This window comes from Nocardioides kongjuensis (genome assembly GCF_013409625.1).
Lineage (GTDB): Bacteria > Actinomycetota > Actinomycetes > Propionibacteriales > Nocardioidaceae > Nocardioides > Nocardioides kongjuensis.
This window is the reverse complement of record NZ_JACCBF010000001.1, coordinates 1439086-1465820: the sequence shown is the minus strand read 5'-3', so window position 1 is coordinate 1465820 and position 26735 is coordinate 1439086. Positions and strand designations below refer to the sequence as shown.

36 protein-coding genes and 1 tRNA gene are annotated in these 26735 nt (G+C 71.3%); 28 read left to right on the top strand and 9 right to left on the bottom strand.

What is annotated here, in order from left to right; translation table 11 throughout:
• The first annotated feature begins 16 nt into the window (after positions 1 to 16).
• The 4 genes from cobA to BJ958_RS07050 all read left to right on the top strand — a co-directional run bounded on the left by cobA (position 17) and on the right by BJ958_RS07050 (position 3748).
• On the top strand, positions 17 to 1249 hold the full coding sequence (cobA, locus tag BJ958_RS07065; RefSeq protein ID WP_179726193.1) for a uroporphyrinogen-III C-methyltransferase: 1233 nt from the start codon (positions 17 to 19) through the stop codon (positions 1247 to 1249).
• Between the two features lie 10 nt (positions 1250 to 1259).
• Entirely contained in the window at positions 1260 to 2075 is an 816-nt protein-coding gene (locus BJ958_RS07060; RefSeq protein WP_179726192.1) for a TrmH family RNA methyltransferase, read from the top strand.
• 66 nt (positions 2076 to 2141) lie between these two features.
• Positions 2142 to 3257, top strand: coding sequence for an NAD(P)H-dependent amine dehydrogenase family protein (locus BJ958_RS07055; protein ID WP_179726191.1), 1116 nt, complete (start codon positions 2142 to 2144; stop codon positions 3255 to 3257).
• A complete protein-coding gene (locus BJ958_RS07050) occupies positions 3257 to 3748 on the top strand; it encodes a carboxymuconolactone decarboxylase family protein (RefSeq protein WP_179726190.1) in 492 nt (163 codons plus the stop codon). The genes BJ958_RS07055 and BJ958_RS07050 overlap by 1 nt, the downstream gene beginning before the upstream one ends.
• A 3-nt stretch (positions 3749 to 3751) precedes the next feature.
• Here BJ958_RS07050 and BJ958_RS07045 read toward each other — a convergent pair whose 3' ends face one another.
• The 3 genes from BJ958_RS07045 to BJ958_RS07035 are packed head-to-tail and all read right to left on the bottom strand — an operon-like array spanning position 3752 to position 6732.
• Entirely contained in the window at positions 3752 to 4666 is a 915-nt protein-coding gene (locus tag BJ958_RS07045) for an alpha/beta hydrolase (RefSeq protein ID WP_179726189.1), read from the bottom strand.
• Positions 4667 to 4692: 26 nt separating this feature from the next.
• Positions 4693 to 5298 (bottom strand): peptide deformylase, encoded by a 606-nt coding sequence (gene def / locus BJ958_RS07040; protein ID WP_179726188.1) that lies wholly within the window; start codon positions 5296 to 5298, stop codon positions 4693 to 4695.
• Between the two features lie 9 nt (positions 5299 to 5307).
• Positions 5308 to 6732 (bottom strand): hypothetical protein, encoded by a 1425-nt coding sequence (locus BJ958_RS07035; RefSeq protein WP_179726187.1) that lies wholly within the window; start codon positions 6730 to 6732, stop codon positions 5308 to 5310.
• A gap of 155 nt (positions 6733 to 6887) precedes the next feature.
• Here BJ958_RS07035 and BJ958_RS07030 point away from each other — a divergent pair, with 155 nt between their 5' ends.
• From BJ958_RS07030 to BJ958_RS07005, 6 genes are all read left to right on the top strand, one after another.
• Positions 6888 to 8324 carry a hypothetical protein gene (locus BJ958_RS07030; RefSeq protein ID WP_179726186.1) on the top strand — a complete coding sequence of 479 codons (1437 nt, stop codon included), beginning with the start codon at positions 6888 to 6890 and terminating at the stop codon, positions 8322 to 8324.
• 71 nt (positions 8325 to 8395) lie between these two features.
• Positions 8396 to 9766, top strand: a complete 1371-nt coding sequence (locus tag BJ958_RS07025) for an acyl-CoA dehydrogenase family protein (RefSeq protein WP_179726185.1) — start codon at positions 8396 to 8398, stop codon at positions 9764 to 9766.
• Positions 9766 to 10983 carry an acyl-CoA dehydrogenase family protein gene (locus BJ958_RS07020; RefSeq protein ID WP_179726184.1) on the top strand — a complete coding sequence of 406 codons (1218 nt, stop codon included), beginning with the start codon at positions 9766 to 9768 and terminating at the stop codon, positions 10981 to 10983. Before BJ958_RS07025 ends, BJ958_RS07020 begins: the two co-directional genes overlap by 1 nt.
• Before the next feature lie 186 nt (positions 10984 to 11169).
• Entirely contained in the window at positions 11170 to 11679 is a 510-nt protein-coding gene (locus tag BJ958_RS07015) for an RNA polymerase sigma factor (RefSeq protein ID WP_179726183.1), read from the top strand.
• Positions 11672 to 12229, top strand: coding sequence for a hypothetical protein (locus BJ958_RS07010; protein ID WP_179726182.1), 558 nt, complete (start codon positions 11672 to 11674; stop codon positions 12227 to 12229). Before BJ958_RS07015 ends, BJ958_RS07010 begins: the two co-directional genes overlap by 8 nt.
• On the top strand, positions 12226 to 12762 hold the full coding sequence (locus BJ958_RS07005) for a carboxymuconolactone decarboxylase family protein (RefSeq protein WP_179726181.1): 537 nt from the start codon (positions 12226 to 12228) through the stop codon (positions 12760 to 12762). The genes BJ958_RS07010 and BJ958_RS07005 overlap by 4 nt, the downstream gene beginning before the upstream one ends.
• Here the strand turns inward: BJ958_RS07005 and BJ958_RS07000 are convergent.
• Positions 12746 to 13759: a galactokinase family protein gene (locus BJ958_RS07000; RefSeq protein WP_218865630.1), complete on the bottom strand. Its 1014-nt coding sequence runs from the start codon at positions 13757 to 13759 to the stop codon at positions 12746 to 12748. The genes BJ958_RS07005 and BJ958_RS07000 overlap by 17 nt on opposite strands.
• A 43-nt stretch (positions 13760 to 13802) precedes the next feature.
• On the opposite strand from BJ958_RS07000, the gene BJ958_RS06995 reads away from it, so the two are divergent.
• On the top strand, positions 13803 to 14360 hold the full coding sequence (locus BJ958_RS06995) for a nucleosidase (protein WP_273517543.1): 558 nt from the start codon (positions 13803 to 13805) through the stop codon (positions 14358 to 14360).
• Positions 14361 to 14376: 16 nt separating this feature from the next.
• Here BJ958_RS06995 and BJ958_RS06990 read toward each other — a convergent pair whose 3' ends face one another.
• Both BJ958_RS06990 and BJ958_RS06985 read right to left on the bottom strand, forming a co-directional pair.
• Positions 14377 to 14970: a LysR family transcriptional regulator substrate-binding protein gene (locus tag BJ958_RS06990; RefSeq protein WP_179726178.1), complete on the bottom strand. Its 594-nt coding sequence runs from the start codon at positions 14968 to 14970 to the stop codon at positions 14377 to 14379.
• A gap of 38 nt (positions 14971 to 15008) precedes the next feature.
• Positions 15009 to 15284, bottom strand: coding sequence for a Fe-S cluster assembly protein HesB (locus BJ958_RS06985; RefSeq protein ID WP_179726177.1), 276 nt, complete (start codon positions 15282 to 15284; stop codon positions 15009 to 15011).
• Positions 15285 to 15440: 156 nt separating this feature from the next.
• Here BJ958_RS06985 and BJ958_RS28420 point away from each other — a divergent pair, with 156 nt between their 5' ends.
• The 6 genes from BJ958_RS28420 (at position 15441) to BJ958_RS06955 (ending at position 19140) form a co-directional block, all read left to right on the top strand.
• The gene (locus BJ958_RS28420) at positions 15441 to 16385 is read left to right on the top strand and encodes a helix-turn-helix domain-containing protein (RefSeq protein WP_218865629.1); all 945 of its coding nucleotides are present in this window, start codon (positions 15441 to 15443) and stop codon (positions 16383 to 16385) included.
• Positions 16386 to 16472: 87 nt separating this feature from the next.
• A complete protein-coding gene (locus BJ958_RS06975; RefSeq protein WP_179726175.1) occupies positions 16473 to 16721 on the top strand; it encodes a hypothetical protein in 249 nt (82 codons plus the stop codon).
• Positions 16722 to 16724: 3 nt separating this feature from the next.
• Entirely contained in the window at positions 16725 to 17354 is a 630-nt protein-coding gene (locus BJ958_RS06970) for a class I SAM-dependent methyltransferase (protein ID WP_179726174.1), read from the top strand.
• 71 nt (positions 17355 to 17425) lie between these two features.
• Positions 17426 to 17511: transfer RNA gene (locus tag BJ958_RS06965), tRNA-Leu, on the top strand.
• Positions 17512 to 17776: 265 nt separating this feature from the next.
• A complete protein-coding gene (locus BJ958_RS06960; RefSeq protein WP_246319321.1) occupies positions 17777 to 17995 on the top strand; it encodes a DUF6458 family protein in 219 nt (72 codons plus the stop codon).
• Positions 17996 to 18315: 320 nt separating this feature from the next.
• Positions 18316 to 19140 (top strand): mechanosensitive ion channel family protein, encoded by an 825-nt coding sequence (locus tag BJ958_RS06955; protein WP_179726172.1) that lies wholly within the window; start codon positions 18316 to 18318, stop codon positions 19138 to 19140.
• A 262-nt stretch (positions 19141 to 19402) separates the two neighbouring features.
• On the opposite strand, the gene BJ958_RS06950 is transcribed toward BJ958_RS06955, so the two are convergent.
• The 3 genes from BJ958_RS06950 to BJ958_RS06940 form a co-directional block, all read right to left on the bottom strand.
• Complete coding sequence (locus tag BJ958_RS06950; RefSeq protein ID WP_179726171.1) at positions 19403 to 19684, bottom strand: GlsB/YeaQ/YmgE family stress response membrane protein; 282 nt, start codon at positions 19682 to 19684, stop codon at positions 19403 to 19405.
• 106 nt (positions 19685 to 19790) lie between these two features.
• Positions 19791 to 20123, bottom strand: coding sequence for a hypothetical protein (locus BJ958_RS06945; RefSeq protein WP_179726170.1), 333 nt, complete (start codon positions 20121 to 20123; stop codon positions 19791 to 19793).
• A 10-nt stretch (positions 20124 to 20133) separates the two neighbouring features.
• Complete coding sequence (locus BJ958_RS06940; protein ID WP_179726169.1) at positions 20134 to 20364, bottom strand: hypothetical protein; 231 nt, start codon at positions 20362 to 20364, stop codon at positions 20134 to 20136.
• Positions 20365 to 20590: 226 nt separating this feature from the next.
• On the opposite strand from BJ958_RS06940, the gene BJ958_RS06935 reads away from it, so the two are divergent.
• The 11 genes from BJ958_RS06935 (at position 20591) to BJ958_RS06885 (ending at position 26564) form a co-directional block, all read left to right on the top strand.
• A complete protein-coding gene (locus tag BJ958_RS06935) occupies positions 20591 to 21061 on the top strand; it encodes a DUF1269 domain-containing protein (RefSeq protein WP_179726168.1) in 471 nt (156 codons plus the stop codon).
• Between the two features lie 116 nt (positions 21062 to 21177).
• The gene (locus BJ958_RS06930; RefSeq protein WP_179726167.1) at positions 21178 to 21756 is read left to right on the top strand and encodes a hypothetical protein; all 579 of its coding nucleotides are present in this window, start codon (positions 21178 to 21180) and stop codon (positions 21754 to 21756) included.
• A 200-nt stretch (positions 21757 to 21956) separates the two neighbouring features.
• A complete protein-coding gene (locus BJ958_RS06925; protein WP_179726166.1) occupies positions 21957 to 23105 on the top strand; it encodes an SRPBCC family protein in 1149 nt (382 codons plus the stop codon).
• Between the two features lie 23 nt (positions 23106 to 23128).
• On the top strand, positions 23129 to 23545 hold the full coding sequence (gene gvpJ / locus BJ958_RS06920; protein ID WP_179726165.1) for a gas vesicle protein GvpJ: 417 nt from the start codon (positions 23129 to 23131) through the stop codon (positions 23543 to 23545).
• Positions 23542 to 24327 carry a GvpL/GvpF family gas vesicle protein gene (locus BJ958_RS06915; RefSeq protein ID WP_343052594.1) on the top strand — a complete coding sequence of 262 codons (786 nt, stop codon included), beginning with the start codon at positions 23542 to 23544 and terminating at the stop codon, positions 24325 to 24327. The genes gvpJ (BJ958_RS06920) and BJ958_RS06915 overlap by 4 nt, the downstream gene beginning before the upstream one ends.
• Positions 24318 to 24563, top strand: a complete 246-nt coding sequence (locus BJ958_RS06910) for a gas vesicle protein GvpG (protein ID WP_179726163.1) — start codon at positions 24318 to 24320, stop codon at positions 24561 to 24563. Before BJ958_RS06915 ends, BJ958_RS06910 begins: the two co-directional genes overlap by 10 nt.
• Positions 24556 to 24909 carry a gas vesicle protein GvpO gene (gvpO, locus tag BJ958_RS28415; RefSeq protein WP_179726162.1) on the top strand — a complete coding sequence of 118 codons (354 nt, stop codon included), beginning with the start codon at positions 24556 to 24558 and terminating at the stop codon, positions 24907 to 24909. The genes BJ958_RS06910 and gvpO overlap by 8 nt, the downstream gene beginning before the upstream one ends.
• The gene (locus tag BJ958_RS06900) at positions 24906 to 25262 is read left to right on the top strand and encodes a gas vesicle protein (protein ID WP_179726161.1); all 357 of its coding nucleotides are present in this window, start codon (positions 24906 to 24908) and stop codon (positions 25260 to 25262) included. Before gvpO ends, BJ958_RS06900 begins: the two co-directional genes overlap by 4 nt.
• A complete protein-coding gene (locus BJ958_RS06895) occupies positions 25259 to 26035 on the top strand; it encodes a GvpL/GvpF family gas vesicle protein (protein WP_179726160.1) in 777 nt (258 codons plus the stop codon). The genes BJ958_RS06900 and BJ958_RS06895 overlap by 4 nt, the downstream gene beginning before the upstream one ends.
• A complete protein-coding gene (gene gvpJ, locus BJ958_RS06890) occupies positions 26032 to 26238 on the top strand; it encodes a gas vesicle protein GvpJ (protein ID WP_179726159.1) in 207 nt (68 codons plus the stop codon). Before BJ958_RS06895 ends, gvpJ (BJ958_RS06890) begins: the two co-directional genes overlap by 4 nt.
• Positions 26235 to 26564, top strand: a complete 330-nt coding sequence (locus BJ958_RS06885) for a gas vesicle protein K (RefSeq protein WP_179726158.1) — start codon at positions 26235 to 26237, stop codon at positions 26562 to 26564. Before gvpJ (BJ958_RS06890) ends, BJ958_RS06885 begins: the two co-directional genes overlap by 4 nt.
• Positions 26565 to 26735: the final 171 nt, after the last annotated feature.

Sequence of the window (26735 nt, the reverse complement as noted above, 5' to 3'; positions counted from 1 at the left end):
CCGGGAGAATGGTGTCGTGAGCGACTTCCCGCCGTACCCCTCCGGTCTGCGCCTCGCCGGGCGCCGTGTGCTCGTCGTCGGTGGCGGGCACGTGGCCCAGCGCCGGGTGCCGCAGCTGATCGCCGTCGGCGCCGACGTCCACGTCGTGTCGCCGCACGTCACCCCGGCGATCGAGGGCCTGGTCGGCTCCGGCGAGATCACCTGGCACGAGCGCGCGTTCGTGGACTCCGACGTGGACGGCGCCTGGTACGTCATCGCCGTCACCGACGACCGGGCCGTCAACGACCACGTCTCGGCGCTGTGCGAGGCCCAGCGGGTGTTCTGCGTCCGCTCCGACGACGCGACCCTCGGTACGGCGTGGACGCCGGCCGTGGGTCGCGAGGCCGGCATCACCGTGGCGGTCGTCGGCAACCGCGACCCGCGCCGCTCGGCGTCGGTGCGCGACGAGATCGTCGCCGGCCTGCGTGACGGCACCATCGCTGCGCCGCACCACCGCGACGGCACGCCCGAGCGCACCCCCGGCGTCACCCTGGTCGGCGGCGGCCCCGGCGACCCCGAGCTGATCTCGATCGCCGGGCGCAAGGCGCTGATGGCGGCCGACGTCGTCGTCGCCGACCGCCTGGCCCCGCGCGAGCTGCTCGGCGACCTGCCCAGCGACGTCGAGCTCGTCGACGTGGCCAAGCTGCCCCGCGGCCGCTCGGCGCAGCAGGAGGAGATCAACCGGATCATCGTCGAGCGGGCACTCGACGGGAAGCGGGTCGTCCGCTTCAAGGGTGGCGACAACTTCGTCTTCGGGCGCGGGTTCGAGGAGATCATCGCGTGCCGTGCGGCAGGCGTACCGGTCACCGTGATCCCGGGCCTGACCTCGCCGGTCTCGGTCCCGGGCATCGCCGGCATCCCGGTCACCCACCGCGGCGTCACCCACGAGTTCACCGTCGTCTCCGGGCACCTGCCGCCCGGTCATCCCGAGTCGCTGGTCAACTACGACGCGCTCGCGCAGATGCAGGGGACCGTGGTCGTGATGATGGGCGTCGAGAACGCCCCGCACATCGCGAAGGCGCTCGTCGCGGGCGGGCGTCCCGACGGCACGCCGGTGGCGGTGATCTGCGACGGCACCATGCCGACCCAGCGCACCGTCCTGGCCACGCTCGGCACCCTGGCCGAGCGGCTCGCCGAGGAGGACGTCAAGCCGCCGGCGATCATCGTGATCGGCGACGTCGTCGCGGTGGCCCACCCCGACGCCTTCTGAGCCCGCCGCCGTGGCCGAGCTCGTTGAGATCACCGACCCCGCCGACCCGCGGCTGGGCGACTACCGCGACCTGCGCGACGTCGAGCTCCGCAAGCACCTCGAGGCCGAGCACGGGCTCTTCCTCGCCGAGGGGGAGAAGGTCGTGCGCCGGGCGGTCGAGGCCGGCTACCACCCGCGGTCCTTCCTCATGGCGCCGCGCTGGCTCGACGGCCTCGCCGACGTCCTCGACCGCTCCGACGCCCCCTGCTACGTCCTGTCCGAGGACCTTGCCGAGCAGGTCACCGGCTTCCACGTCCACCGTGGCGCGCTCGCCTCGCTCGAGCGCCGGCCGCTCCCGTCGCTCGACGACGTGCTCGCCGGAGCACGCACCGTGCTGGTCCTCGAGGACCTCGTCGACCACACCAACGTCGGCGCCATCGTGCGCAGCGGCGCCGCGCTCGGCTTCGACGCCGTGCTGCTCGCGCCGCGCTGCGCCGACCCGCTCTACCGGCGCGCGATCAAGGTCGCGATGGGTGCCGTCTTCGCGCTGCCCTGGACCCGCCTCCCGGACTGGTACGACGCGCTGCCCGACCTCTCCGGGCGCGGCTTCACCACCGTCGCGCTGACGCTCGCACCGGACGCGGTGCCGATCGAGGACGCGGTGAGCGGCCAGGGCAAGGTCGCGCTGGTCCTCGGCTCGGAGGGTCATGGGCTGTCCGCACGCTGGGAGCAGGCGGCCGACCGTCGGGCGATCATCCCCATGGCCCGCACCATCGAGCACGGCGTCGACTCCCTCAACGTCGCGGCGGCCACGGCCGTCGCGTGCTACGTGACCGCTCGTCGGTGAGGGTTTCTCAAAAAAGACACGCTGTCGCACTACCCATCGCCCGCCGAGCGTCCTAGTGTCCCGTCCATGGCGGATGAGAACACGTTCTACCGAGCAGTCCCGGTCGTCGTCTGGGGCACCGGCAACATGGGTCGCGCGTCGATCCGGGCGGTCGCGGCGCACCCGGGGCTGACCCTGTCCGCGGTGATCGTCAACGACCCGGCGAAGGTCGGCCGCGACGCGGGCGACATCGCCGGCCTCGGGCGCAGCATCGGGGTGGCGGCGACGGACGACGTCGACTCGGCGCTGGGCACGCTCGACGGCGCAGGCGCCGTCGCGTACGCGGCCAGCGGCGAGCTGCGCCCCGACGACGCGGTCGTCGACATCACCCGTGCGCTCGCCGGGGGAGCCGTGGTCGTGACGCCGTCCGTCTACGCGCTCTACGACCACCGCAGTGCGCCGGCCGAGATGCGGGACCCGCTCGCCAAGGCCTGCGCCGACGGCGGCAGCGCGCTCTTCGTCAGCGGCATCGACCCGGGCTGGGGCAACGACCTGCTGCCCGCGCTGGTCAGCGGACTGGCCTCGGAGATCGAGCAGGTCCGCTGCCAGGAGATCTTCGACTACTCGACGTACGACGCCGAGGACTCGGTCCGCTACATCGTCGGCATGGGGCAGCCGATGGACTACGAGCCCCCGATGGTGGCCGAGGGCATCCCGTCGATGGTGTGGGGCGGGCAGGTCCGGCTGATCGCCCGGGCGCTGGGCGTCGAGGTCGACGAGCTGCGCGAGACCGTGGAGCGCCGGGCGCTCGAGGCGTCCGTGACGACCGCGCTCGGCGGCTTCGAGGCCGGCACCCAGGGCGGCCTGCGCTTCGAGGTGCAGGGCATCGTCGGCGGTGAGCCGAGGATCGTCATCGAGCACGTCACCCGGATCAGCGCCGCCTGTGCGACGGACTGGCCGATGCCTCCCGACGGCGGTGACGGCGCCCACCGGGTCATCATCGAGGGCCGCCCGCGCATCGAGATCAACGTCGAGGCCACCGACGAGGGCGGCAACCGCGCCGCCGGCGGCAACGCGACCGCCGCGAACCGGCTCGTCAACGCCATCACGTGGCTGCGCACCGCCAACCCGGGCCTGTACGACGGTCTCGACGTCCCGCTGGTGCCGTCGACGTACCTGCGCACCGTCGCCGAGGAGGCGTGATGTTCCTCGAGATCCCCGACGGCAAGGACCCGATCACCTACGTGTGGGGCGAGCTGGTGCCCGGCATCGGCCCCGCCGCCTCGACGCTCGCGATGAGCGTCTACGAGCACAGCACGCTCGGGCTGCGCGAGTTCGAGGCCGCCCGGCTGCGGATCGCCCAGGTCAACGGCTGCCTGTTCTGCCAGGACTGGCGCACCGAGCGCGACGGGCAGAAGGTCGAGGACACCTTCGACCAGGCGGTCCAGGACTGGCGCACCACGCGCGACCTGGACGATCGGGCCCGGCTCGCCGCGGAGTACGCGGAGCGCTACGCCCTCGACCACCACGGGATCGACGACGGGTTCTGGCAGCGGATGCGCACCCACTACACCGACCGCGAGATCGTGGAGCTGTCGATGTGCCTGGGCTCGTGGCTCGCGTTCGGTCGCCTCAACCGGGTGCTCGGCCTCGACGCAGCCTGCGTCCTGCCGAGCCACGCGGCCCAGGCCTGACGGTCAGCGGCGCAGCAGGTCGGCGAACTGCGCGATGGTGTCGTCGACCGCCTCCTGGCACGCCGGCGACCACGGGCCCATGTCGAAGAAGCCGTGGATCAGCCCGGGGTACGTCGTGTGCCGGACCGGCACGCCGGCCGCGGCCAGTGCGTCGGCGTACGCCACGCCCTCGTCGCGCAGCGGGTCGAACTCGGCGGTGACCACCACGGCGGGCGGCAGGCCCGCGAGGTCGCCGCGCAGCGGTGAGATCCGCGGGTCGAGGAAGTCGGTCCCGGCGTCGGCGTAGCAGCCGATGAACCAGGCCATGGTCGGCTCGTCGAGGAAGTAGCCGTGGGCGTTCTCGGTGCGCGACGCGAAGTCGCCCAGGATGTCGGTGGCCGGGTACACCAGCAGCTGCGCGGCCAGGCCGGGCACGTGCTGGGTGACGACGGCGGACAGGTTGCCACCCGCGGAGTCGCCGGCGACCGCGAGCACCTCGCTGCCGCCGTACGACGCCAGCCGCGACTGCACGTCGAGGACCGCGGCGATGGCGTCCTCGGCGGCCGCGGGGAAGCGCGCCTCGGGGCCCAGCCGGTAGTCCACCGCGACCACGACCGAGTCGGTGCCGGCGCAGATCGCGCGGGCCATCGGCTCGTGGGTGTCGAGGTCGCCGATCACCCAGCCGCCGCCGTGCAGCAGCACGACGGTCGGGAACGGTCCGTCGCCCTCGGGCCGGTAGACCCGCGCGGCCAGCGGACCGGCGGCACCGGCCACCTTGTCGTCCTCCACCGACGCGACCGGGTCCAGGCTCCCGGGCGGGCGGGTGTCCACGGTCATCGCCCGGAACACCACGCGGGCGTCGGCGGGGGACAGGTCGGACAGGGGCGTGCCGGCGGCGATGGCCTCCAGGAGGCCGGCCAGGGACGGGTCGACGGGCATGGCCCGACGCTAGCCCACCCCACTGCTCAGGTGGGCCACTCCGGCGGGTAGTCCTCGGCCGCGGCGTCGTGCTGCTTGCGCAGCTTCTTCATCGCCTTCGCGGAGATGCGGTCACCGAAGACGGTGCCGAGCGTGTGGTCCGTCTCGTGCTGGAGGCACTTGGCCAGCAGTCCGTCGCCCTCGAAGCGCACCGGCCGGCCGTCGAGACCCGTGCCCTCGACCACCGCGTAGTCGGGCCGGGCGCAGTCCACGAAGGCGCCGGGGTACGACAGGCAGCCCTCGGGGCTGTCGTCCAGGCGCCGGGAGACGCCCTCGGGCTCGACCAGGACCGGGTTGCAGACGACTCCGACCACGCGCCGGCCCTCGGCGTCGGGGCAGTCGAAGACGAACATCGCGACGTCCTCGCCGATCTGGCAGGCGGCCAGCCCGACGCCGTCGGCGGCGTACATGCTCGCGACCATGTCGGCGGCCAGCGCGGTGAGCGCCTCGTCGTACACCTCGACCTTCGCCTGCGGCCGGTGCATCACCGGTGTGCCCCACCTCGTCATCGGACGGACCCGCCCGTTGCGGGGAAGCGGTCCGTACGGCGCCAGCGGGGCCTCCGGAGTGGTGTCGTCGAGGTCCTCGGGCATGCGCCCATGCTAGGAGAGGGGCTGCGAGGCCCTGAGCCGGTGGTGCGCCGACGGCGGAACGGTCCCCTTCGGCTCGTCGGTCGGGACGTGCGTGACGGGCACCGGGACGTAGACAGGGGCCGGGGCCGGCTGCGGCTGCGGCTTCGGGCGCGGCAGCACCCGGATCCGGGTGCCCGGCGTCGCGCTGGCGCCGTTGCCCTTCGCGGCGGCCACGGCGACCCGGACCGTCCAGAGGCCGGTGCTGCGCGCGGTCACCCGGAGTGCGAACCTGCCGTGGGTCCTGGTCCTCGCGCGGTCGACGGTGCGCCAGTGCTTGCCCACCTTGCGCTGGAGCATCACCCGGACGCCTGCGTCGCCGGGCGCGATCCGTCCCTTGACCCGGATCGGCTGGCCCTGCCGGACCTGGGTGGCGGGTGCACGCGCGTTGACCTGGCGCGCGACGGTGACCAGCAGGGTCGCCGACGTGCTGGCCTCGAAGGTGTCGTCGCCACCGGTGCGGACCTGGTACTCGGTCTGCCGGTCCGGCCGGACGTGGAATTGTGCGTAGGTGTCGGACCCGAAGCCCGCGCTCGCCACGGGGGAGAAGCCGGGAGCGCCCCACGGACGGGCCCACAGCGTCGCCGTGCCGGGGACGTAGCCGGGCGACCAGACGCCGTCGCCGGACGTCTTCGCGTCGGCCAGCAGGTAGTGGTCCTGGCCGTTGACGAGGTCGAGCCGGGTGATCCCGCGCTCGAGGTCGCTGCTGTGGTGGGTCGGGGCCGCCGAGATGAAGGCCTGGGTCGGCACGCCCTCGAAGTCGTAGGTCGTCGCCCCCGCCGCGGTCGCCAGGCGGAGGTCGTCGAAGTAGAAGTCCCGGCCGCGGCAGCCGAACTCGAAGTTCAGCCACGCACCGCCGGACCCGGGCCCCCAGTCGTCGGCCACCTCGGGGAGGGTCCATCCGGTGTACTCCCGGGTCGCGTCGTCGGACCAGTACCAGTCCGTCGCGATGTCGGCGACGTCGTCACCCGGGTGCCAGCCGGACAGGTTCGAGACGTCGTAGCGGCCCTCGAGCCATGCGGACTGGAACCCGTCGCCGAACACGTCGAGCTGGATCACGATGTGCCCGTCGACGCCGGAGCCGCCGGGCAGGGGACCGGGATGGTAGGTCGCGAGCGAGGCGTCCTGCAGGTTGCCCGGGTCCGGCACCCACGCCGCGACGCCGCCCATGCCACCCGTCTGCCCGCCGAACGCGAGCCCGATGGCGTGGTCGCCGAGGATGCTGCCCTGTCGATAGGCGGCGTAGGGCGTCGCCTTGCCGTTCCCCGAGCAGGCGCCGGCGACGTACCGCAGCCCCGAGGGGAACGCATAGCCGTTGACCACCACGGTCTGGTCGGCCGCGGTCGCCGGCGGTGCCGGCATGGTGCCGAGCACTGCCAGTGCCGCCGCAGCCGTCACGAGGATCCTTCGCATCGTCGCCCCCAGGTGTCCGCGACCGGTGATCGTCCCGTGCCCCGAACGTACGGTCGCCTCCGTGGCGCTGCCGTCCCCCGAACTCGGTATAGATCGGGTGGGAGCGCTCGTACGGCGCGCGCCGGTGCCATGGTGCTCGGGTGGAGACCCACCACGAGCTGGCCGCTCTGGTGGCCCGGCTGGGGCCGGCGGTGCTCGACGACCCGGCGGACTTCCGGGCAGCCTTCGACGACCACGCGCCGGACCACCGGGCGAGCGACGGCCAGGTCAACCTGCTCACCGACGCCATCCGGCTCGGCACGTTCGCGCGGGTGCTCGCCCAGCTGGCCGAGGGCGCCCGGCCGGGGCACACCCTCGACGCCCAGGCGTTCCGGCTGGCCCGGCTGCGCGGGGGAGCCGACGTGATGAGTGCCCGCTGGGCGTTGGCCGCGCTGCTGTTCGCGCTCGGCAAGGTGGACGAGGACGAGGTGGTCGGCTCGCTTCCCCGCACGGTGCTCCCGGACGAGCGCACCGTCCTGGCCGGGCCCTTGCTCCCGCTGGCGTTGGCGCCCCCGTCCCCGGAGGCCGTACCGACCGGGGCCCGGACCGGGGTGAAGGTCGCGATCTTCATGGTCGTCGCCGTGCTGGTCGTCGCGGCCCTCACCGTGGTCGCGGTGCTGGTGTCCCGCGGCGGCGGCACGGACCGGTCCGACCCGGCGGGCCGGGCCGGACCGGCAGACGTGCGCTTCGTGCCCGCCGGGATGGTCGTCGGCACCGGGAGCCCGACCGCCGACGGCGTCACCGCCGCCACCCTGGCCGGCCGCACCGCCGGCGTCGAGGTCGGCGACCTGGGTGCGCCCGAGCAGGTCGACGACGGCTCCCGCATCCTGCTCGCGGCGCCGGGCAGTCGGCTGCGCACGTTCACGCTCGCCGACGGGCCGTGCCAGGAGCGGCCGTGCGCGCCGTGGTCCGCGGCCGGTCTCGAGGTCGTCGTCGCCGGTACGTCGGTACCCGTGCCGGCGGGCGGGCCGACGTACGTCGTCGCGGTGCCCGACGGCGCGACGGTCGAGCTGCGGATGGACGCCGACGGCTACGACCAGCGGGTCTCCCTGGTCGACGGCACCGCGACCGGGCGCAACATCGCGGTCCTGGTCCGTTCGCAGCTGAAGGTCGCGATCGACGCCGACCTGGTGCTGCGCCCGACCGCGGACGCCCCGCTCGGGCCGGAGGCCGTCCGGGCGGTCCACGTCGCCGATGCCCGGCTGTTCTTCTTCAACGGACCGACGGGGCTGGCGAACCCCCGGCGCGCATACCTCACCGTCGGCCTCAGCTACACCACGCCGGACGACCCGAGCCCGCGCGGCTTCGAGCTCGCCGACCTCCACCTCGAGGCCGCCGACGGTACGGCGTACCCGCGGCGCGACCTCTCGCCCGACACCCCGACGCCCGACCCGGCGTTCGTCGTACCGGCCTCCTTCCGGTCGGGGACGCTGGTGATCGCGGGGACGCGCCGGGTGACCACGCGGACCAGCGACGGCGGGACGGGGAGCGTGCTGCTGACCCTGCCGCGCACCACGATCCCAGTCCGGTTCGACTGACGCCCAGATCACACCGGACGTTTTCGGGTCATCTGTAGCGCAATGTGTAACTCGCAGTTACATTTAGTGTCATGTCCCTGATCAGCAACCTCAAGCCGGGCGGCAAGCACGGGGTCCCGAGCAGCGAGAGCCGTGACCCGATCGGCTACCTCGTCGCCGGGCTCAACCGGCTCGCCCAGACCGACCTCCTCGACAAGGTCCGCCTCCGCAAGCCGGCCGAGCAGGCGGTCTTCTCCGTCACCCGGACCGGGTTCAAGACCATGACCAACGCGAGCCGCACGTTCGCGAAGGCCGGCAAGGGCGGTCAGCCCGGTGCCCGGCCGACCCACGCTGCCGCGAGCGGCGTCTTCGACCTCACCCCCGGTGAGGACGAGCAGATGCTCGTCGACGTCGTCAGCGAGTTCGCCGACGAGGTCGTCCGCCCCGCCGCGGCCGAGGCCGACAAGGCCTGTGCCGCGCCCGACGACGTGCTCAAGGGCAGCCTCGAGATCGGCCTGCCCATCCTCGGCCTGCCCGAGGCGCTCGGCGGCGTCTCCGAGGAGCGCTCGGCCATGGCCGGCACCCTCGTCGCCGAGGCCCTCGCCAAGGGCGACATGGGCCTCGCGGTCGCCACCCTCGCGCCGGGCTCGGTCGCCACCGCGATCGGCCTGTGGGGCACCGACGCCCAGCAGAAGACCTACCTGCCCGCGTTCAGCGCCGAGGACGGCACCGTCCCCGCAGCCGCGCTGGCGCTCAACGAGCCCACCGTGCTCTTCGACGTGCTCAACCCGTCGACCACCGCCACGAGGTCCGGTGACGGCTACGTCCTCAACGGCACCAAGAGCCTGGTCGCCCGCGGCGACAGCGCCGAGCTGTTCGTGGTCGGTGCCCGGCTCGACGGCAAGCCGGTCCTGTTCCTCGTCGAGTCCTCCACCGAGGGCCTCGCCGTCGAGGGCGACCCGGCGATGGGCGTGCGCGCCGCGTCGATGACCAAGCTGGTCCTCGAGGACGTCAAGGTGCCCGCCGACGCCGTGCTCGGCGAGACCGACGGCTCGACCTACACCGAGTGCGTGCGCCTCTCCCGCCTGGCCTGGTGTGCGCTCGCCGTCGGCACCGGTCAGGCCGTGCTCGACTACGTGACGCCGTACGTCAAGGGACGCGAGGCCTTCGGCGAGCCGATCGCCAACCGCCAGTCGGTGGCGTTCATGGTCGCCAACATCGCGATCGAGCTGCAGGGCATGCGGCTGCTGACCTACCGGGCCGCCTCGCGTGCCGCCGCCGGCAAGGACTTCTCCCGCGAGGTCGCCCTGGCCCGCAAGGCGTGCACCGACAAGGGCATGCAGATCGGCCTCGACGGCGTCCAGCTGCTCGGTGGCCACGGGTTCGTCAAGGAGCACCCGGTCGAGCGGTGGTACCGCGACCTGCGTGCCATCGGCATCATGGAAGGAACGGTGCTCGTCTGATGGCGATCAACCTGGAAGTCCCGAAGAAGCACCGGGCCCTGGTCGACCAGGCCCACCAGGTCGCGATGAACATGCTGCGACCGATCTCCCGCAAGTACGACATCGCCGAGCACGAGTACCCCAAGGAGCTCGACATGCTCGCGGCGATGATCGACGGGCTCTCCGAGTCCGGCGCGAGCGAGGGCGCCGGCGCGACCGGCGTACGCCGTGACAGCGACGACTCCGACAAGAAGAGCGTCAAGAACGGCGCGAACCTGGCCTCGGTGACCTCGGTCGCCGAGATGTGCTGGGGCGACACCGGCCTGCTGCTCTCGATGCCCCGCCAGGGCCTCGGCAACTCGGCGATCGCCTCGGTCGCCAACGACGAGCAGCTCGAGCGCTTCAAGGGCCGCTGGGCGTCGATGGCTATCACCGAGCCGTCGTTCGGCTCCGACTCGGCCGCCATCTCGACCACCGCGGTCCTCGACGGCGACGAGTACGTCATCAACGGCGAGAAGATCTTCGTCACCTCCGGCGAGCGCTCCGACTGCATCGTGGTGTGGGCGACGCTCGACAAGTCGCTCGGCCGGGCGGCGATCAAGTCCTTCGTGGTCGAGAAGGGCACGCCGGGCGTGAAGGTCGAGCGGCTCGAGGAGAAGCTCGGCATCCGGGCCTCCGACACCGCCGTGATCACCTTCACCGACGCGCGGGTCCCGAAGGAGAACCTCCTCGGCTCGCCGGAGATCAACGTCGAGCAGGGCTTCGCCGGTGCGATGGCGACCTTCGACAACACCCGGCCGCTGGTCGCCGCGATGGCCGTGGGCTGCGCCCGCGCCTCGCTCGACCTGACCCGCGACCTGCTCAAGGAGGCGGGGATCGAGGTCGACTACGACAAGCCCGCCATCCTGCAGAGCGCGGCCGCGGCCAAGTTCCTGCAGCTGGAGTCCGACTGGGAGGCCGGGCGCCTGCTCACCCTCCAGGCGGCGTGGATGGCCGACAACCGCAAGCCGAACTCGCTCGAGGCCTCGATGGCCAAGGCGAAGGCCGGCCGGGTCGGCTCCGACGTCACCTTGTCGTGCGTCGAGCTGTGCGCCTCGATCGGCTACAGCGAGGAGGAGCTGCTCGAGAAGTGGGCCCGCGACTCCAAGATCCTCGACATCTTCGAGGGCACCCAGCAGATCCAGCAGCTGATCGTGGCCCGCCGGGTCCTCGGCCTCTCGAGCGCCGAGCTCAAGTGACCTGACCTCGTTCGCTGTCGGGCCCGTCCTCGCCGTCGGCGGGGGCGGGCCCGCGGCGTACGTCGGTGAAACGGGTCCCGATTGGGCACAGACTGCAGGTCAGCGGCCGGAATTGTTGCGGTTTGGGACCAAACCGCACGTCCCGCGCGTGTGACGGCGGGACGTCCCCGCGCGAAGAGGGTCGGGATGCAACCAGGAACCGGCGGGTTCGCCGAGGTGTACGCCGAGCACGTGACGCCCGTGTGGCGCTACGTGCGTCTGCGCGTGCCCGCCGACGCCGATGCGGAGGACGTCACGAGCCAGGTCTTCGAACGTGCGATGCGCTCCTGGGACGGGTACGACGGCGCCCGGGGCGGCGTCGGCGCGTGGCTGATGGGCATCGCGCGGCACACCGTCGCCGACTGGTGGCGCCGCAACGGCCGGGAGCTGCCGACCGATCCTGCGGCACCTGCCTTCGCCGGTGGCACGGCCGAGGACGACCCGGAGGGGGACGCGTTGCGCCGGCTCGGCGCCGACGACCTCCGGCGCCGGCTCGGCCACCTGACCGCCCGGGAACGGGAGGCGGTCGCGCTCCGGTTCGGCAGCGACCTCAGCTCGACCGAGATCGCAGCGCTGCTCGGCGTGACGCCGAGTGGGGCGCGGATGCTGGTGCACCGGGCGATCGGCCGGCTCCGGGAGGTGATGGACGATGCCTGACGAGGCCGACGGGCTCGACCCGACCGTGGACGCGGTGCTCTGGCTGACCGACGCGGCCAGGTCGACGCCCCCGCCCGGCCTGCTCGCGCGGATCGACGCCAGCGTTCAGCGCCACGGCGATCGCCCGGATCGCGCAGGCCTCCCGTGCCGTCCGGGCCGCCCGGGCCGCCTGATGACCGTGGTGGCGTTGGCGCTGGCGGGCGCGTTCCTGTTCCAGGCGACCGGCAACCTGGTGGCCGGTCGGTGGATCTCCGACGGGATCGGGGAGCCGTACGCCCCGCATGCGATGTTCGAGATGTCCTTGGCCCTCCTCGCCGCCGCCGTGTGCGCGGCCGCAGCCGCGGTACGCCGGGCGTGGGGCGGGCTCTCCGTGCTGACCTGCACGCCGCTCGCCCTCAGCCTGGGGCTGCACGGGGTGGGGGAGCTCGGTCAGTTCGCCGCGGGCGCCGCACTGCACACGGTCGAGGGAGCGCTCGGAGTGACCCTGCTCGGCGTCTGGTGGTGGCAGTGGCGTGACACCCGGCGCCGCTCGCGCGAAGGAGGGCCATGAGCATCCTCCAGCGGATCTGGGTCCACCTGCGCGTGCTCGCCTCGGCCAAGCGCAATCGGGGCGACCTCGCGGCCCGACTGGTACGACGGCCACAGCTGCTGGTCGCACAGGGCACCTATGAGACGTCGCTGCTGCTGATGGGCCGGATGCCGGCCCACCTCAAGACGCTCGCCACGGCCAAGGCTGCGATGGTCGTCAGCTGCGAGTTCTGCCTCGACATCGGTGCCGCGCTCGCGCGGACCGAGGGGGTGCCGGAGGAGAAGCTCGTCGCCCTGCTCGAGCCGGACGGCAACCCCGCGCTGGACGCCGACGAGCAGCTGGTGGTGGCGTTCGCGGCCGCGATCAGTGCGTCCCCGGCCGTGGTGCCCGACGAGCTCCGCTCGCGGCTCGAGGCGCGGTTCACCGGTGCCCAGCTCACCGAGCTCGCCGCCGAGGTCGCGTGGGAGAACCAGCGTGCCCGCCTCAACCAGGCCCTCGGCATCCGGCCGGCCGGCTTCTCCGACGGTGCCTTCTGCCTCATCGCACAGGGCTGAGCACCTCGGCGCCCGGTCCGGGCTCGACGAGGTGGTGGGCGGGCCTCGCCCAGCCCCGCTCGGCGTAGGCGGCGTCCACCGCCTCCCGTACGACGTGCACCCGGTCGGCCGCGACGAGCGTGATCGTGCAGCCGCCGAAGCCGCCGCCGGTCATCCGCGAGCCCATCGCCCCGGTGGACAGGGCGGTGTCGACGGCCAGGTCGAGCTGCGGGACGGACACCTCGTAGTCCTCACGCAGCGATGCGTGGGAGGCGGTCATCAGCACGCCCAGCTCGGCCCAGTCGCGCTCGCCGATGGCCGCGACGGCGGCGTGCACCCGGTCGTTCTCCGTGGCGACGTGACGCAGCCGACGCGGGTCACCGGCGGCGCACTCGTGCCGGCGCTGGGCGTAGCCGCCGTCGCCGTCGGCGAGTGCGTGCCGGACCCTGGTGTCGGTGACCAGCAGCGCCAGGCCGTCCTCGCCGACCGGGAGAGGGACGGGCGTCGTCCTGGGGCCGTCGGGGTCGCTGAAGTCGATCAGCAGGACGTGGCCCTCGGCGCCGAGCATGCTGGCGAGCTGGTCCATCCCGCCGGTCGGCGCGCCGACGTGGTCGGTCTCGGCCCGGCGGCACGCCTCGGCGAGGGAGCGTCGGGTGCCGCCGTCGAGCGGGACCTCCAGGAGGCCGGCGACCGCGGCAGCGACAGCGCACTCCAGCGCGGCCGAGCTGGACAGGCCACCGCCGAGCGGCACCGTCGAGGTCAGCGCGATGTCGAGGCCGGGTACCTCCCAGCCGAGCCGGCGCAGCTCGGCGACCACGCCGACGACGTACTCCTGCCAGGTGGTGTCGGCAGGGTCTGCTTCCGTGCTGGTCACCCGCAGCCGCCCGTCGGGGCGAACGCCGACGGCGGCCTCGGTCCCGAGCCGGATCGCGAACGGCAGGCAGAGCCCGGCGTTGTAGTCGGTGTGCTCACCGATGAGGTTGACCCGGCCGGGGGCGCGCGCGACGACAGTGACCACGGCGTCATCCTGCCGGGTCGAGCACCCGACTAGGGTGACCGCCGTGCCCCGCCCGCTCATCGTCGCCGCGACCCGCGCCGAGGTCGCCCACGTCCCGCCCGGCTTCGACATCCTGGTCACCGGCATGGGCAAGACCGCAGCGGCCACCGCGTTGACCCGGCACCTCGCCGTCCGCAGCGACCTCGGCGACCTCGAGGTCGTCAACCTCGGCACCGCCGGTGGCCTGCACGACGGCCTGTCCGCCGAGTCGGGGCTGTACGAGATCGGCACCGTGCTCAACCACGACATCAACGCCGACGCGATCCGGGCGCTCGGCTACGACCCGCGCGAGCGGCTCGTCGTCGGACCGGGGGAGACGGTGCTCGCGACCGGCGACGTCTTCGTCACCGACCCGCTCGTCCGCTCTCGGCTGGCCGAGCAGGCGCAGCTGGTCGACATGGAGGGCTACGCCGTCGCGTACGTCGCCCAGGAGCTCGGCGTACCGGTCCGGCTGGTCAAGCACGTCTCCGACAACGCCGACGAGGGCGCGCGGGAGTGGGCCTCCCTGGTCGACCGCAGTGCCCGGGTCCTCGGAGACTGGGTGGCGACCCACCTGCGGTGAGCCACCGCCGCGCGGGCTAGCGGCTGCTGCTGGCGCGGCGCCCGCGCACGACCCCGACGAAGTCCTGGTGGACAGGGCTGTCGGCCTCGCGCAGCCAGACGAGCGCGACGGTGGTCGGGTCGAGCTCGACCGGACGCTGCACGACGTCCTTGCGGTGGTGCAGCCGGGCCACGGACATCGGGACGATCACGATCCCGCTGCCGGACGCGGCGACCTCGATCGCGTCCTTGACGCTCATCTCGGGGAACGGCAGCTGCTCGACGGCCGGGGTCCAGCCCGACGGGTGCGGACGGACCAGTTGCTCGTCGGCGAGGTCGGCGAGCGGGATCGGCGTCTCGGGGTCCGCCGCTGCCACGAAGTGCTCGCGCGCGGCCACGACGACCGGCACCTCGTCGTACAGGCGCACGCAGTGCAGTGGCGCGGGCCGGTCGAGGTCCACCGGCAGCCGCACCAGCGCCATGTCCGCCTCGCCGGCATCGATGACGGCGCGTTGCTGCTCCTCCTCGACGGGGAGGAGGTGGAGGCGGATCCGCGGGTTGCGCTCCCGCCAGGCCCGCGCCCACTTGTCAGGGGTCACTCCGGGAACGAAGGCGATCCGCAGGTCCTGCATGCGCCCACGATCCCAGAGCGAGCCCCGCAGACCTGCATCTAGGCCTGGGCGAGCAGTCCGAACTGCAGGGTCCCGGCGTCGTCGATGCCCGCGTCGAGGACCATCGCGTCGAGCTTGGTGGCGGAGTCCTCGTCGAGGTAGACGGTCGCGCCGTCCTGCTCGACGACCTGGTCGCCGGGTTCGGCCTGGTCGGCCGCGGTCACGGCGAAGCCGGCCTCGGCCTGGGTGATGCGCAGTCCCGCTGAGTCCGGGACGTCGGGGGCGTCGGTCATCTGCTTGACGATCGTGCAGGCGTTCTCGGTGAGGGTGAGCATGGCTTGCCTTCTCGGTTCGAGGTCAGAGACCTTTCCCACCGTTGCAGGTGCGCGGACCTCGTTCAAGGGCGCCGGGCGTGTCGGCGCCGCGCACCGGTCATGGACGTCGGCGCCGGGTACTACAGTCGAGAGGTCTCTCGGAGGGGGTGTGTCGACGTGTTGTTCCAAAGTGACGGTCTCGAGGAGACCGAGGAGTTCCTGAGCGCGAACTACGCACCGATGCGGATCGGGAGCACGACCGCGAGCTCGCCGACGCGGATCGTCCGAGCGGTCGCCCCGGGAGTCAGCGTCGACCGCCTCGAGCTCGGGTTCGAGATGGCCTACGACGTCGAGCCCCTCCAGATGATCTGCCTGTGTGACATCGATTCCGGCACCATCGACGACCACGCCCCCGACGGGACGACGGCCGAGAGCTTCGGTGTCGGGGAGCTCTTCTCCTTCTCGCCGCCGGACCGTGCCTACACCGGCACCATCAACCGGGCGACGTACACGATCACCCTCCTCGACCCGACCGTCCTGGCGCGCGTCGCGTCACCGGCGCCGGGCCACGACACGGTCGAGCTGACCGGGCACCGGCCGGTCGATGCCGCGGCAGCCCGGCGCGTCCGGGCCGCGATCGACCACCTCGACCAGGCCGTCCTGTCCGACCCGGACGCCGTGGCCAGCCCCTTGGTGCTCGGGACCGCGGTGCGCTACCTGGCCGCCCAGGTGCTCGAGGCGTTCCCCAACACCTCGGCGGCCGGGCCGAGTGCGGCGGACAGCCGCGACGCCCACCCGGCGGCCGTCCGCCGGGCGATCGCCTTCATGGACGCGAACGCCGACCTCGATCTGTCACCTGCGGAGGTCGCGGCGGCGGCGAGCGTCAGCGTGAGGTCGCTGCAGCTCGCCTTCCGGCGCCACCTCGACACCACGCCGATGACCTACCTGCGCGACCTCCGTCTCGCCGGCGCCCGCCGGGACCTCGCCGCGGCCGGAGCAGGTGATGGCGCGAGCGTCACGGACATCGCGCTGCGCTGGGGATTCACGCACCAGGGACGCTTCGGGCAGGCCTACCGGCGGGCGTACGACGAGACGCCCGGCGCCACGCGCCGCCGCGGCTGACCGCATCGCGCCGGCGTTCGTCCAACGGCCACGGAGGTTGGCGCGCAACGGATATCGGTGCGACCCCGCGCTGCCTAGCGTGGAGACATGCAGCACTACCCTTCAGGCGGCTGCGGGGGAGCTGCGGAGGCGCCGGACCCCCGCGTGGTCGCCGCCCGCATCGGTCGACGCGGCCCGCTCGCCGACGGACCCGACGAGGTCCGGCAGCTGGAGTGCCTGGGCTGCGGCAGGAGGACGGACCACGTCCGTGGTCCGGTCACCATCGGGCCCGACGGCGCGATCCTCGTGCAGTGGTGGACCTGCCGGGAGTGCCGCGACGGCCAGACGATCGGCTGAGCGATGACCCGCCGTCCCCCGGACAGCCGGACCGTCCCGTTCGGCTCCCTGACCATCAGGTACGACGACCGCGTGCTCGCGCCGCGGGAGTGGACCCAGACGCAGGCGCTGTGGGCCAACGACCTTCTGGCCGTCGTACCTCCCGGCCCCGTCCTCGAGCTGTGCAGCGGCGTGGGCCACCTCGGTCTGCTCGCCGTGCACGGCACGGACCGCCGCCTGGTCTGCGTCGACGTGGATCCCGTTGCCTGCGCCTACGCCGTCGACAACGCGGCGGCGGCGGGCCGGGCCGAGCTCGTCGACGTGCGGAACGTGTCGCTGTCGGAGTTCAGGTCCGACGAGGTGTTCGCCCTGGTCGTCGCCGACCCGCCCTGGGTGCGTACCGACCTCGTCGGCTGCTTCCCCGCCGACCCGGTGCTGGCCATCGACGGCGGCACCGACGGCCTGGACCGCGCCCGCGAGTGCGTCCGCCTCATCGACCGCCATCTGCACCCCGAGGGAGCAGCACTGCTGCAGCTCGGTTCCTACGCCGAGGCCGAGGCACTGGCTGCCGAGCTCCCCGGCACGCTGAGCGTCGCGTCCAGCCGCGCGGAGCCCGGCCGAGGCCTCGTGGTGCGGCTCCTGCGACCCCAGTGACGCGTGATGGGGAAAAAGGGGGTGCCGATTCCACGTCGACGGCCCGTGTTTGCTACGGTTTCACCGCACTCGTCCGGGTGGCGGAATTGGCAGACGCGCTAGCTTGAGGTGCTAGTGCCCGTATTAGGGCGTGGGGGTTCAAGTCCCCCCTCGGACACAGGTGGAAACCCCAGGGATCATCCCTGGGGTTTCCTTCATTTCGGGTCGTGCCGGGAAGCCCGGGGGACCATGGGAGCGCCGGAGACCGGATCGTCAGGTTCGAGGCCACGCGCCAACAGGCTCGCGACGGGCGCGAGGCGCAGGGAGTGCGGTGCCTCAACGGCGCCCGGTCCGGCCCCGTCCGCGCTGGGGAGCAACGCAGCCTGGTGACGTCCGTGCGCGTGCGACCGTATGGCTCGGCCCGCTGCGGGCAGCGTTACGGCATGTACATCGGATTGGGAATCGTCTTGTTGGTCCTTGGCCTGATTCTCGTCTTGGACGTGATCACCGTCGACCTGAGCTTCGTCGACGACGGCGCTCTCGGAACGATCCTGATCGTCGCCGGGGCGCTGGCCATCGTGCTGTCGCTGCTCTACGCCCCGCCGTGGCGCCGTGAGGCTCGTGACACCGTCGTCCACCACCGCGACGACCCCCGCTACTAGCCGCTCCTGTCCGGCCTGCCGTGTCCAGCGTTCCACTCATCGCACAGCCACCGGTCGTTCACGAGCACGAATGGCACCTGGCCAGCGTCGAGAACGAGCCGGGCGGCATGGTGCTGGAGTACGTGTGCAGCGCGTGCCCAGCCGTGATGTTCCAGTAGCGATCCACCGAGATCCTTGCTGATGGGGCCGTCCCGGTGCGCCGTCAGCGCGGTCGCGAGACGAGCCCTCGACCGGCGCGCGCTTCTCGAACGTGTGTGGCCCGGCGTGCGAGGTACTGCTCAGGGAAGTCGTGGGGATTCCACAACAACTGGGGGAGAGAAATGAACATCGACGACAGCCTGCAAAACGCATTGGACAGATTCATCGGCTTCCTGCCCAACCTGATCGCGTTCCTGGTGTTGCTGATCATCGGACTCATCGTCGCCAAGCTGATCCAGGTCGCCGTGCGGAAGGGCCTTGAGATGACGGGGATCGACGGCCACGTGGAGCGCTCGAGCGCGCACGCCTACCTGTCCCGTGCGCTGCCTGGAGTCGGTGTGTCACGCGCGGTGTCGCTGGTCGTGTTCTGGTTCGTGCTGGTCTTCTTCGCGGTAGCAGCCGTGACCGCCCTGGAGATCCGCGAGCTGACGATCTTCATGAACGAGGTTCTGGCCTACCTGCCGAACGTGCTGGTCGCGATCGCCATCTTCGTCATCGCTGCTCTGTTGTCGAGCGGCGTCGCTACGGGCGTCTCGCGGATGATGGGCGACACGCCGACCGGGAAGATCGTCGCGACCGTGCTGCCTGCAGTCGTCATGGTCATCGCGATGTTCATGATCCTGGAGCAGCTGCAGATCGCTCCTGAGATAGTGCGGATCGCCTTCGCCGCAACGATGGGCGCGCTTGCCCTGGGGCTTGCCCTGGCCTTCGGTCTGGGTGGCCGTCCGGTCGCACAGCGCGTCCTCGAGGACGCCTACGCGAAGGGCCGCGAGGAGGCGGTACGCGCGCGGGCCGGCCGGCGTGCCGCAGGGTCAACAGGTACCGCAGGCACGTACGCACGTCCTTCCGTGGACCCGAGCGGTGTAGCCACCCAGCAGTTCGACGTGGCCGCCGACGATCCGCTGGCCGGGTCCCGTGCTCGTGAGGGTCGCGGCGACCCGCTGTGACCTGACCGCTGCACATCCACGCAACGAGCCTCGCGCGATCGTCGGGTCCGGCTGTGCGGTGCGTCGGCTGCGGTGTCGGCGCTCCGCGGTCGCAGAGCAACGGCGGCCAGGACCGATCGGAGCTGGCCAGGACAAGGCGGGGTGACCCAGGCACGTGTCACCTTGCCCATGGGTGTTCCGCCGCGTCGCGCGCGGCACGCGCAGAGCGGGTGCGGTCGCCGGGGCGACCGCACCCGCAGTGCCGAACTCCTCGGCTGGGACCTCAGTGGTGCAGGAATCCGGACTTCCTGTTGCGCCCGGTCACGGTGGACGCGATGACGACGAGAACGGCGGAGCAGACGATCGCGACGATCCATCGCACCCAGTCGACGCCGTCGCTGCCGTTGCCCCCGAATGCGGTGTAGACGAACCATCCGACGATCACGCCGCCGATGCCGCACAGGATCGTCAGCCAGATCGGGATGTTGTCCTTGTCGCCCGGTGCGACCAGCTTGCCCAGCAGGCCGATGATGATGCCGGCGACGATGACTCCGATGATCTCCATGGTTTGTTCCTCCTCCATCTCCCGGGACCGGTCGGCCCAACATCTCCGGGGACCGGTCGGCCCGACATCTCCGGCGCCCCGGACGGGGCGCTGGCGGCAGCACGATTCAGGACACGTGCAGGCGCTTGCGCAGACGGTGGGCGCCGTCCTTCGTGTGGTCCTTGATGTTCTCCTTGGCCTTGGCCGCGTTCTTCTTCGCGTTCTTCCTCGCGTTCTTCCCGGCGTCCTTGCCCCGGTCCGTGAGCTCGTCCAAGGGGTGTCGCACTTCGCGCGGCACGACCAGACGGCCGGCGAGTCCCAGGACACGTCGAGTCAAGGCCAACACCGGGAGGCCGAGCGGCAGCAGGATCACCGTGACGCAGAGAAGTGCGCCGACAAGACCGAGCAATCCGCCCACGATCCACAACACAGCCGCGGCGGTCCATCGCAGCACGCGCATGGCGACCGCCTCACTCGTCGGCCCCGGCGAGCGATGCGAGGCGCGCAAGCATCGAGACGCTCGGGTAGGTGGTTTCGCTGATCTTCTGCATGAGGACCGCTGCGTACGCCGGAACCTCGTCAGGCTCGAGCAGCTCCTCGAGCAAGGCCATCATGGGTATCGACGGGAAGGGGTCCTCGGCCACCTTGTCGATCAGCAGGTCGACGATGCGCGCACGCGTGTCGACGTTCTTCTGTTCCATCCCAGCTCCCCCCTCGTGGGCTCTCCCTCCAAGTCACTGGCGGTACCCGACGCCTCGTGGCGGATCCCGATTCGCGGAGCAGGATTTGTGAGAGGACGAACCGTGCTCTCCGTGCAGCGGGGTACTGCTGGGGCGTTCGCCCGGAAGGAGGCGCGCGATGCGAGCAGCGACGAGGGGTGCGCCGACAGCCGACAGCTGGAGGTCGGCGCCGTCCCTCACGATCTGGGTGTACGACTCGCCGTTGGGCGCCGCTGCTGGGGAGGTTCGGTTCAAGGACCTCGTGCGGCGCGGCGCGGTTGTCGTGACGGAGGCGGTCGTCGTCAGCTGGGTGCGTGGCAGCCATCGTCCACACGTCGGGCACCTTCGCCGGCGGTCACCGCAGCCAGGTAGCTCGGTCCTGTGCGCGTTGGTGTCGGTGCTGGCGCATCCCGGCCCAGACGGCGCACGGCGAGTCGCGGCCCTGGCGTCCCGGCTGGACGGTACGGGCATCGAGCACCAGCTCCTCGTCGACGCGCATCGGGCGCTGGGTCCTGGCACCTCCGCCCTCCTGGTGCTGGCCAGCGATGTCAACCTCGACGTCGTGAGGCCGATCGTCGAGCACGGCCGTTCCCGGCGTGGCGTCGTGATGGTGCATGCGGACCTCATCCCCTCGGCTGTCGACGTGTTGAGGAACGCACTCATCCCCCAGATTGGGTAGATGTGACGCCAGTCACGCTTTCGTTGTCTGGTGCTCGAGACGCCGGGTACATCGCTCCCGAGAGGGAGGTGGCCGCGACTTGCGCCCCGGGGGGAGCGCATCGTGGCCTGCGAGAAATGTCTGCCAATTCCAAGATCGCCCTGGCCGTCGCCGGCGGCTACATGCTCGGCCGGACCAAGAAGCTGCGCCTTGCGATGACGCTCGCCGGGATGCTGGCCGGCAAGAAGGTCGCAACCAATCGCCAGTTGCTGACGCAAGGGGCGAAGCTCGTCGAGAACAACCCGCAGCTCAAGCAGCTCCAGGGCCAGCTCACCGGACGTCTCGTCGACGTCGCTCGTGAGGCCGCACTGGTCGCTGCAGCGTCTCGGGTCGAGTCGTTCACACAATCCCTGCAGTCGAAGGGATCCGACAGCAGAGCAGAGGAGGACGAGCACGTTCCGGACGAGGACAGCGCCACAGAGGAGGCGCAGGAGGAGCAGGCTCAGGACGACGCCGGCCAGGACGACGGGTCTGCACCGCGCAGAGGCGCCGCTGAGCGGAGTCCGGACAAGGCGCCGGCGAGGAAGAGCGCAGCGTCGAAGGCACCCGCGAAGAAGGCGCCGGCGAAGAAGGCACCCGCGAAGCGGGCGTCGGCGAAGAAGACCTCTGCTCAGCGCTCGACGGCGAAGAAGTCGCCTGCCGGCGCGGGGAGGTGAGAGCGATGTCGGAGAACGACGGTCGAACCAGGCTCAAGTCCGCATCCGGCGGCCTGGCGCAGATGCTCGCGGAGAAGGCCGCTGAATCAGTCGGTCGCCGCGTCTCGGGACTGACTGATCGGCTCGAGGACGTCGTGAGTGGCAACCCGTCGCAGCGCGAGGAGTCGCCGGATGGTTCGGATTCCGATTCCGGTCCCTCGATGGGGGACAAGCTGAAGGGCGCTGCGGCGGCCGTGACGGACAAGGTTCCCCTCCTGGGAAGGTCGAGGTCCACCACGGGGTCGCCGAAGGCGACGAAGGCCACGAACATCATCGAGGACATCGACGTGGGCGTGCCCCTACGGACGGCCTACGACCAGTGGACCGAGTTCGGTGGTTTCCCGACCTTCATGAAGAAGGTCGAGGAGGTCCAGTCGAACGAGGACAACAAGCTGACCTGGCGGGCGAAGATCGTGTGGTCGCACCGAACCTGGGAAGCGACGATCCTCGAGCAGGTGCCCGACGAACGGATCGTCTGGCGATCCAGTGGGGACAAGGGGCACGTCGACGGAGCGGTCACGTTCCACGAGCTCGGTCCCAGCCTGACCCGGATCCTGGTCGTCCTCGAGTACTACCCCAAGGGGCTCTTCGAACGGACCGGCAACCTCTGGCGCGCACAGGGACGACGGGTGCGTGCTGAGCTGAAGAACTACCGGCGCCACGTGATGACCCAGGCGGTCCTGGACCCCGAAGGAGTCGAGGGCTGGCGCGGCACGATCGAGGACGGCGAGGTCGTCCAGACCCACGAGGACGCCTTGGCCGCCGAGGAGGACACCTCGACGGACTCCGACCAGCAGGACGACACGGAGGAGAAGTCCGAGGACTCGGACATCACCGACGAAGGAGCCGGCGACACCGAGGACGAGGACGAGGTCGACGACGCGGATGACGACGCGGATGACGACGCGGATGACGACGCGGAGGACGACGCGGAGGACGAGTACGAGGCCGATCAGGAGCCCGAGGACGACTACGACGGGGACGAGTACGAGGCCGAGGGCGACGAGGGTGAGGCCGAGGACCAGTACGAGGACGAGTCGGAGGACGAGTCGGAGGACGCCTACGAGGACGAGGACGAGTCGGACGAGGAGCCCGTGGACGAGGACGAGTCGGACGAGGAGCCCGTGGACGAGGACGCCTACGAGGACGAGTCCGACGAGGAGCCCGTGGACGAGGACGAGACCGACGAAGAGCCCACGGACGAGTCCGAGTCCGATGAGGCCGGCGACGAAGAAGACTCCGACCAGGTCGAGGAGGACGCCGAGAGCGAGCCTCCGCCGTCCCGTTCGCGTCGTCGTCGAGCCAGCTGAACACGACCTACAGGAGGCAGTTCATGACCGTCCAGACGCACCAGCGCTCCGGGGGCTATCTCGAGCGACCGGCCCCCAGCGGCCTTGCCGACGTGATCGACGCGATTCTCGACAAGGGAATCGTGATCGACGCGTACGTCCGGGTCTCGCTCGTGGGGATCGAGCTGCTGACCATCGACGCCAGGATCGTGATCGCCAGTGTCGACACCTACCTACGATTTGCGGAGGCGACCAACCGTCTCGATCTCTACGAGAAGGGTGGCAAGGACCTCGGAGAGATGGTCCACGACCTCCAGCACAGCGGCGCGGCGGGCAAGGCCCAGGGGGCGGTGGAAGGCGTCAAACGTGCTCTCACGCGAGGGCACGGTGACGATGACGACGAGAAGGAGCACCGGCCGGCCAAGAAGGCTCCCAGCCGGCGGCGCTCCGAGTCGGAATGATGCCCGGCGGTCGGGCCCAGCGTCCTCGGGAGCCGGAGCGCACCGAGGATGGTGCCGCACTCGCGCTGTTCGGCGTCGTGCCGGCTCCGACTCCCTCGCACGCCCATGGCCTCGACGATCCGACAGTGAGGTTCGTGGCGAGAGACGAGGTCGCGGCCGCCGTGAGGCCGGCGCCTGCTGTGCGCGGACGTCCCGGCCGTACGGAGCTGCTCGACCATCACGCTGTTCTCGACGCACTGGCGGCCCGTGGGCCGGTCGTCCCGGTTCGCTTCGGCACCGTGCTCCCGGGACGCGATGCACTCGTCGAGCTGCTCGCCGAGCTGCACGACCAGCTCGCGGCAACCCTTCGACACCTGGCAGGGCGGCGGCAGTTCAACCTTCGAGCAAGCTACGTGGAGGAGAGCGTCCTTCGGGACCTCGTCATGACCCAGCCCGAGGTCGCCGCCCTGAGACAGCGCACCAAGGACCTGCCCGAAGCCGCCTCGTACGCCGACCGGATGAGGTTGGGAGAGCTCGTCGCCGGTGCCGTGGAGGTGCGCGCCGCAGCAGACGCACAGGCGCTGCTCGACGACCTGGCTCCGCTGGTGTCAAGCCTTCGCCTGAGGAGCGAGTCCTCGGGGATGCAGGTTCTCGACGTGGCGATGCTGGTCGAGGACGCCCGGACGACTGCCCTGCTCGACAGGCTGGAGACCTTGGCCGCGCAGAACCATGAGGACCTTCGCCTCCGACTGGTCGGGCCGATGGCTGCCTACGACTTCGCAGGAGACCTGGCATGGGCCTGATCACCGGCATCCTTGCCTTCCCGCTCGCACCGCTGCGGGGAACGCTCGCCGTTGCGGACCACATCCTGCGACATGCCCAGGACCGGTACTACGACCCGACCCTGATCCGGCAGGAGCTCGACGAGGTCGAACGCCTCCGGCAGCAGGGGCACATCGACGAGACGACCGCGACGCAGTGGGAAGAAGACCTCATCGACCGGCTGATGACAGGGCAGGCGAGACACGACGATGGCTGACCCGGGGAGCTCGCACGAACGGCCCGCGAAGGCGGCCACCAAGAAGGCGCCTGCGAGGAAGGCGCCTCCACCGCGGTCCGCACGTCAGTCCGGGGCGCAGGCAGCGGCACACGCCGTGCAGCAACTGGTGGAGCTGACCGGACGTGAGGTCGAGGGCGTCGTGGGGCTCAAGCAGGACAAGGCCGGCTGGACCGTCCAGGTCGAGGTGCTCGAAATGCGTCGCATCCCGAACACGACCGACGTCCTGGCCCTCTACGAGGTGGACGTGGACCGGTCGGCCGAGGTGGTGTCGTACCGCCGCCTCGACAGGTACATGAGGGGTTCAGCCGGGGAGGGTCGGTCATGAGCGAGACCGTCAGCGGCCGGTCCGCGGCTCGGGTGCAGGACGTGACGTCGATGAGCCGGCAGGGTCCTGAGCCGGCGTCGCTTGCCGACATCCTCGAACGGGTCCTCGACAAGGGGATCATCATCGCCGGTGACATCCGGGTCAACCTGCTCGAGATCGAGCTGCTCACGATCAAGCTTCGACTGCTCGTGGTGTCTGTCGACAAGGCTGAGGAGATGGGCATCGACTGGTGGCGTCACGACCCGATGCTCACGGTCGGCGAACGGGGGATGGAGGAGGAGAACCGCCAGTTGCGCGCCCGCGTCGCCGAGCTGGAGGGCCGAGGCGACGGGGGAGGGGAGGGTCGGTCATGACCGACGAGGAGCAGTCATCCGGGCGCTACCTGTATGCGGTGTGCCGGAATCTCGATCCCGCTGCGCTGGAGGGCATACCGGGCCTGGGGGGCCACCGCCTCGAGGCGGTCAGGCAGCAGGACCTCGTGGCGGTGGTCTCGACCGTGGCGATGGACGACTTCGGCGAGGAGTCGTTGCGACGCAACCTCGAGGACCTCGACTGGCTCGAGAAGACGGTGCGGATCCATGACGAGGTCGTGCGCGAGGTGGCTCTCGCCGCACCGACCGCGCCGATGCGACTGGCGACGGTCTACTTCGACGACGCGGGGGTCCGGTCCAGGTTGAGGGAGTGGTACGTCGACCTCGCGGACGTTCTCGACAGGGTCGAGGGCTGCGGGGAGTGGAGTGTCAAGGTCCTCAGCGCTGCCTCGCGACCGAGGGCCGATGGACCGGCGTCGGACGGTCCGATCAGCGGAGCTGACTATCTGCGTCGCAAGAGGAGCCTCGCGCAGCAGCGCCAGACGCAGGACACGTCTCTCGCGGAGGCGGCCGGTCGGATCCACGAAGCGCTGGCGCTCCTCGCGAGGGCGAGCCGCATCCTTCCGGTGCAGGACCCCCGCCTCTCCGGCCATCGAGGAACGATGGTGCTCAACGCTGCCTACCTCGTACCCGAGCCGGAGCACGAGGCTTTCGCGGCACTCGTGGACCGGTTGGGAGCCTGCGATGACCGGGTGCTCGTCGACAGTCGGGGACCTTGGCCGCCGTACTCCTTCGCCATGCTGGAGACCCGATGACCACCAGCACACAACCGACTCGCGACCTCGCTCCTGTCGCACTCGTCGACCTGCTCGACCGACTCCTGGGCGCCGGAGTCGTCGTGGCGGGCGACGTCGTCGTCTCGCTCGCAGGCGTCGACCTCGTCGAGATCCGGCTGCAGCTGCTCGTCACTTCCATCCGGGCCGAGATGGCCGAGCGTCGACGGGCAGTCGCTGGATGACCGAGTCGGGCCCGCCACCTCCGGGATCCGGTCGACACCGGGCCGTCGTCCCCCAACGGCTGGAGACGGACGCCGAGTCGGTCGAACGCGACCTGCTGAAGCTCGTTCTCACCATCGTCGAGCTGATCCGTCAGCTGATGGAGAAGCAAGCACTGCGGCGGCTCGACGAAGGAGACCTGACCGACGCCGAGGTCGAGGGCCTGGGCCTCGGGTTGATGCAGCTCGAGCGTGCGATGGAAGACCTCAAGGACCGGTACGGACTGTGTGCCGAGGACCTCAACATCGACCTCGGGCCGCTCGGGACGCTGCTTCCAGAGCCCGACTGAGCGCGCGCTCACCGTGTTCAACGCTGCGGGAGCGAGCGACCCGACGCGTTCGGTCCGCCACACCGTCTGACGAGCCAAGGTCGCCTGAGCGTCGACCGGAGCCCGGGGCCCCACGTGACGACCGCTTGCGAGACGTCCCCGGAGAGGGGAGGACCAACCAGGTGCCGACTC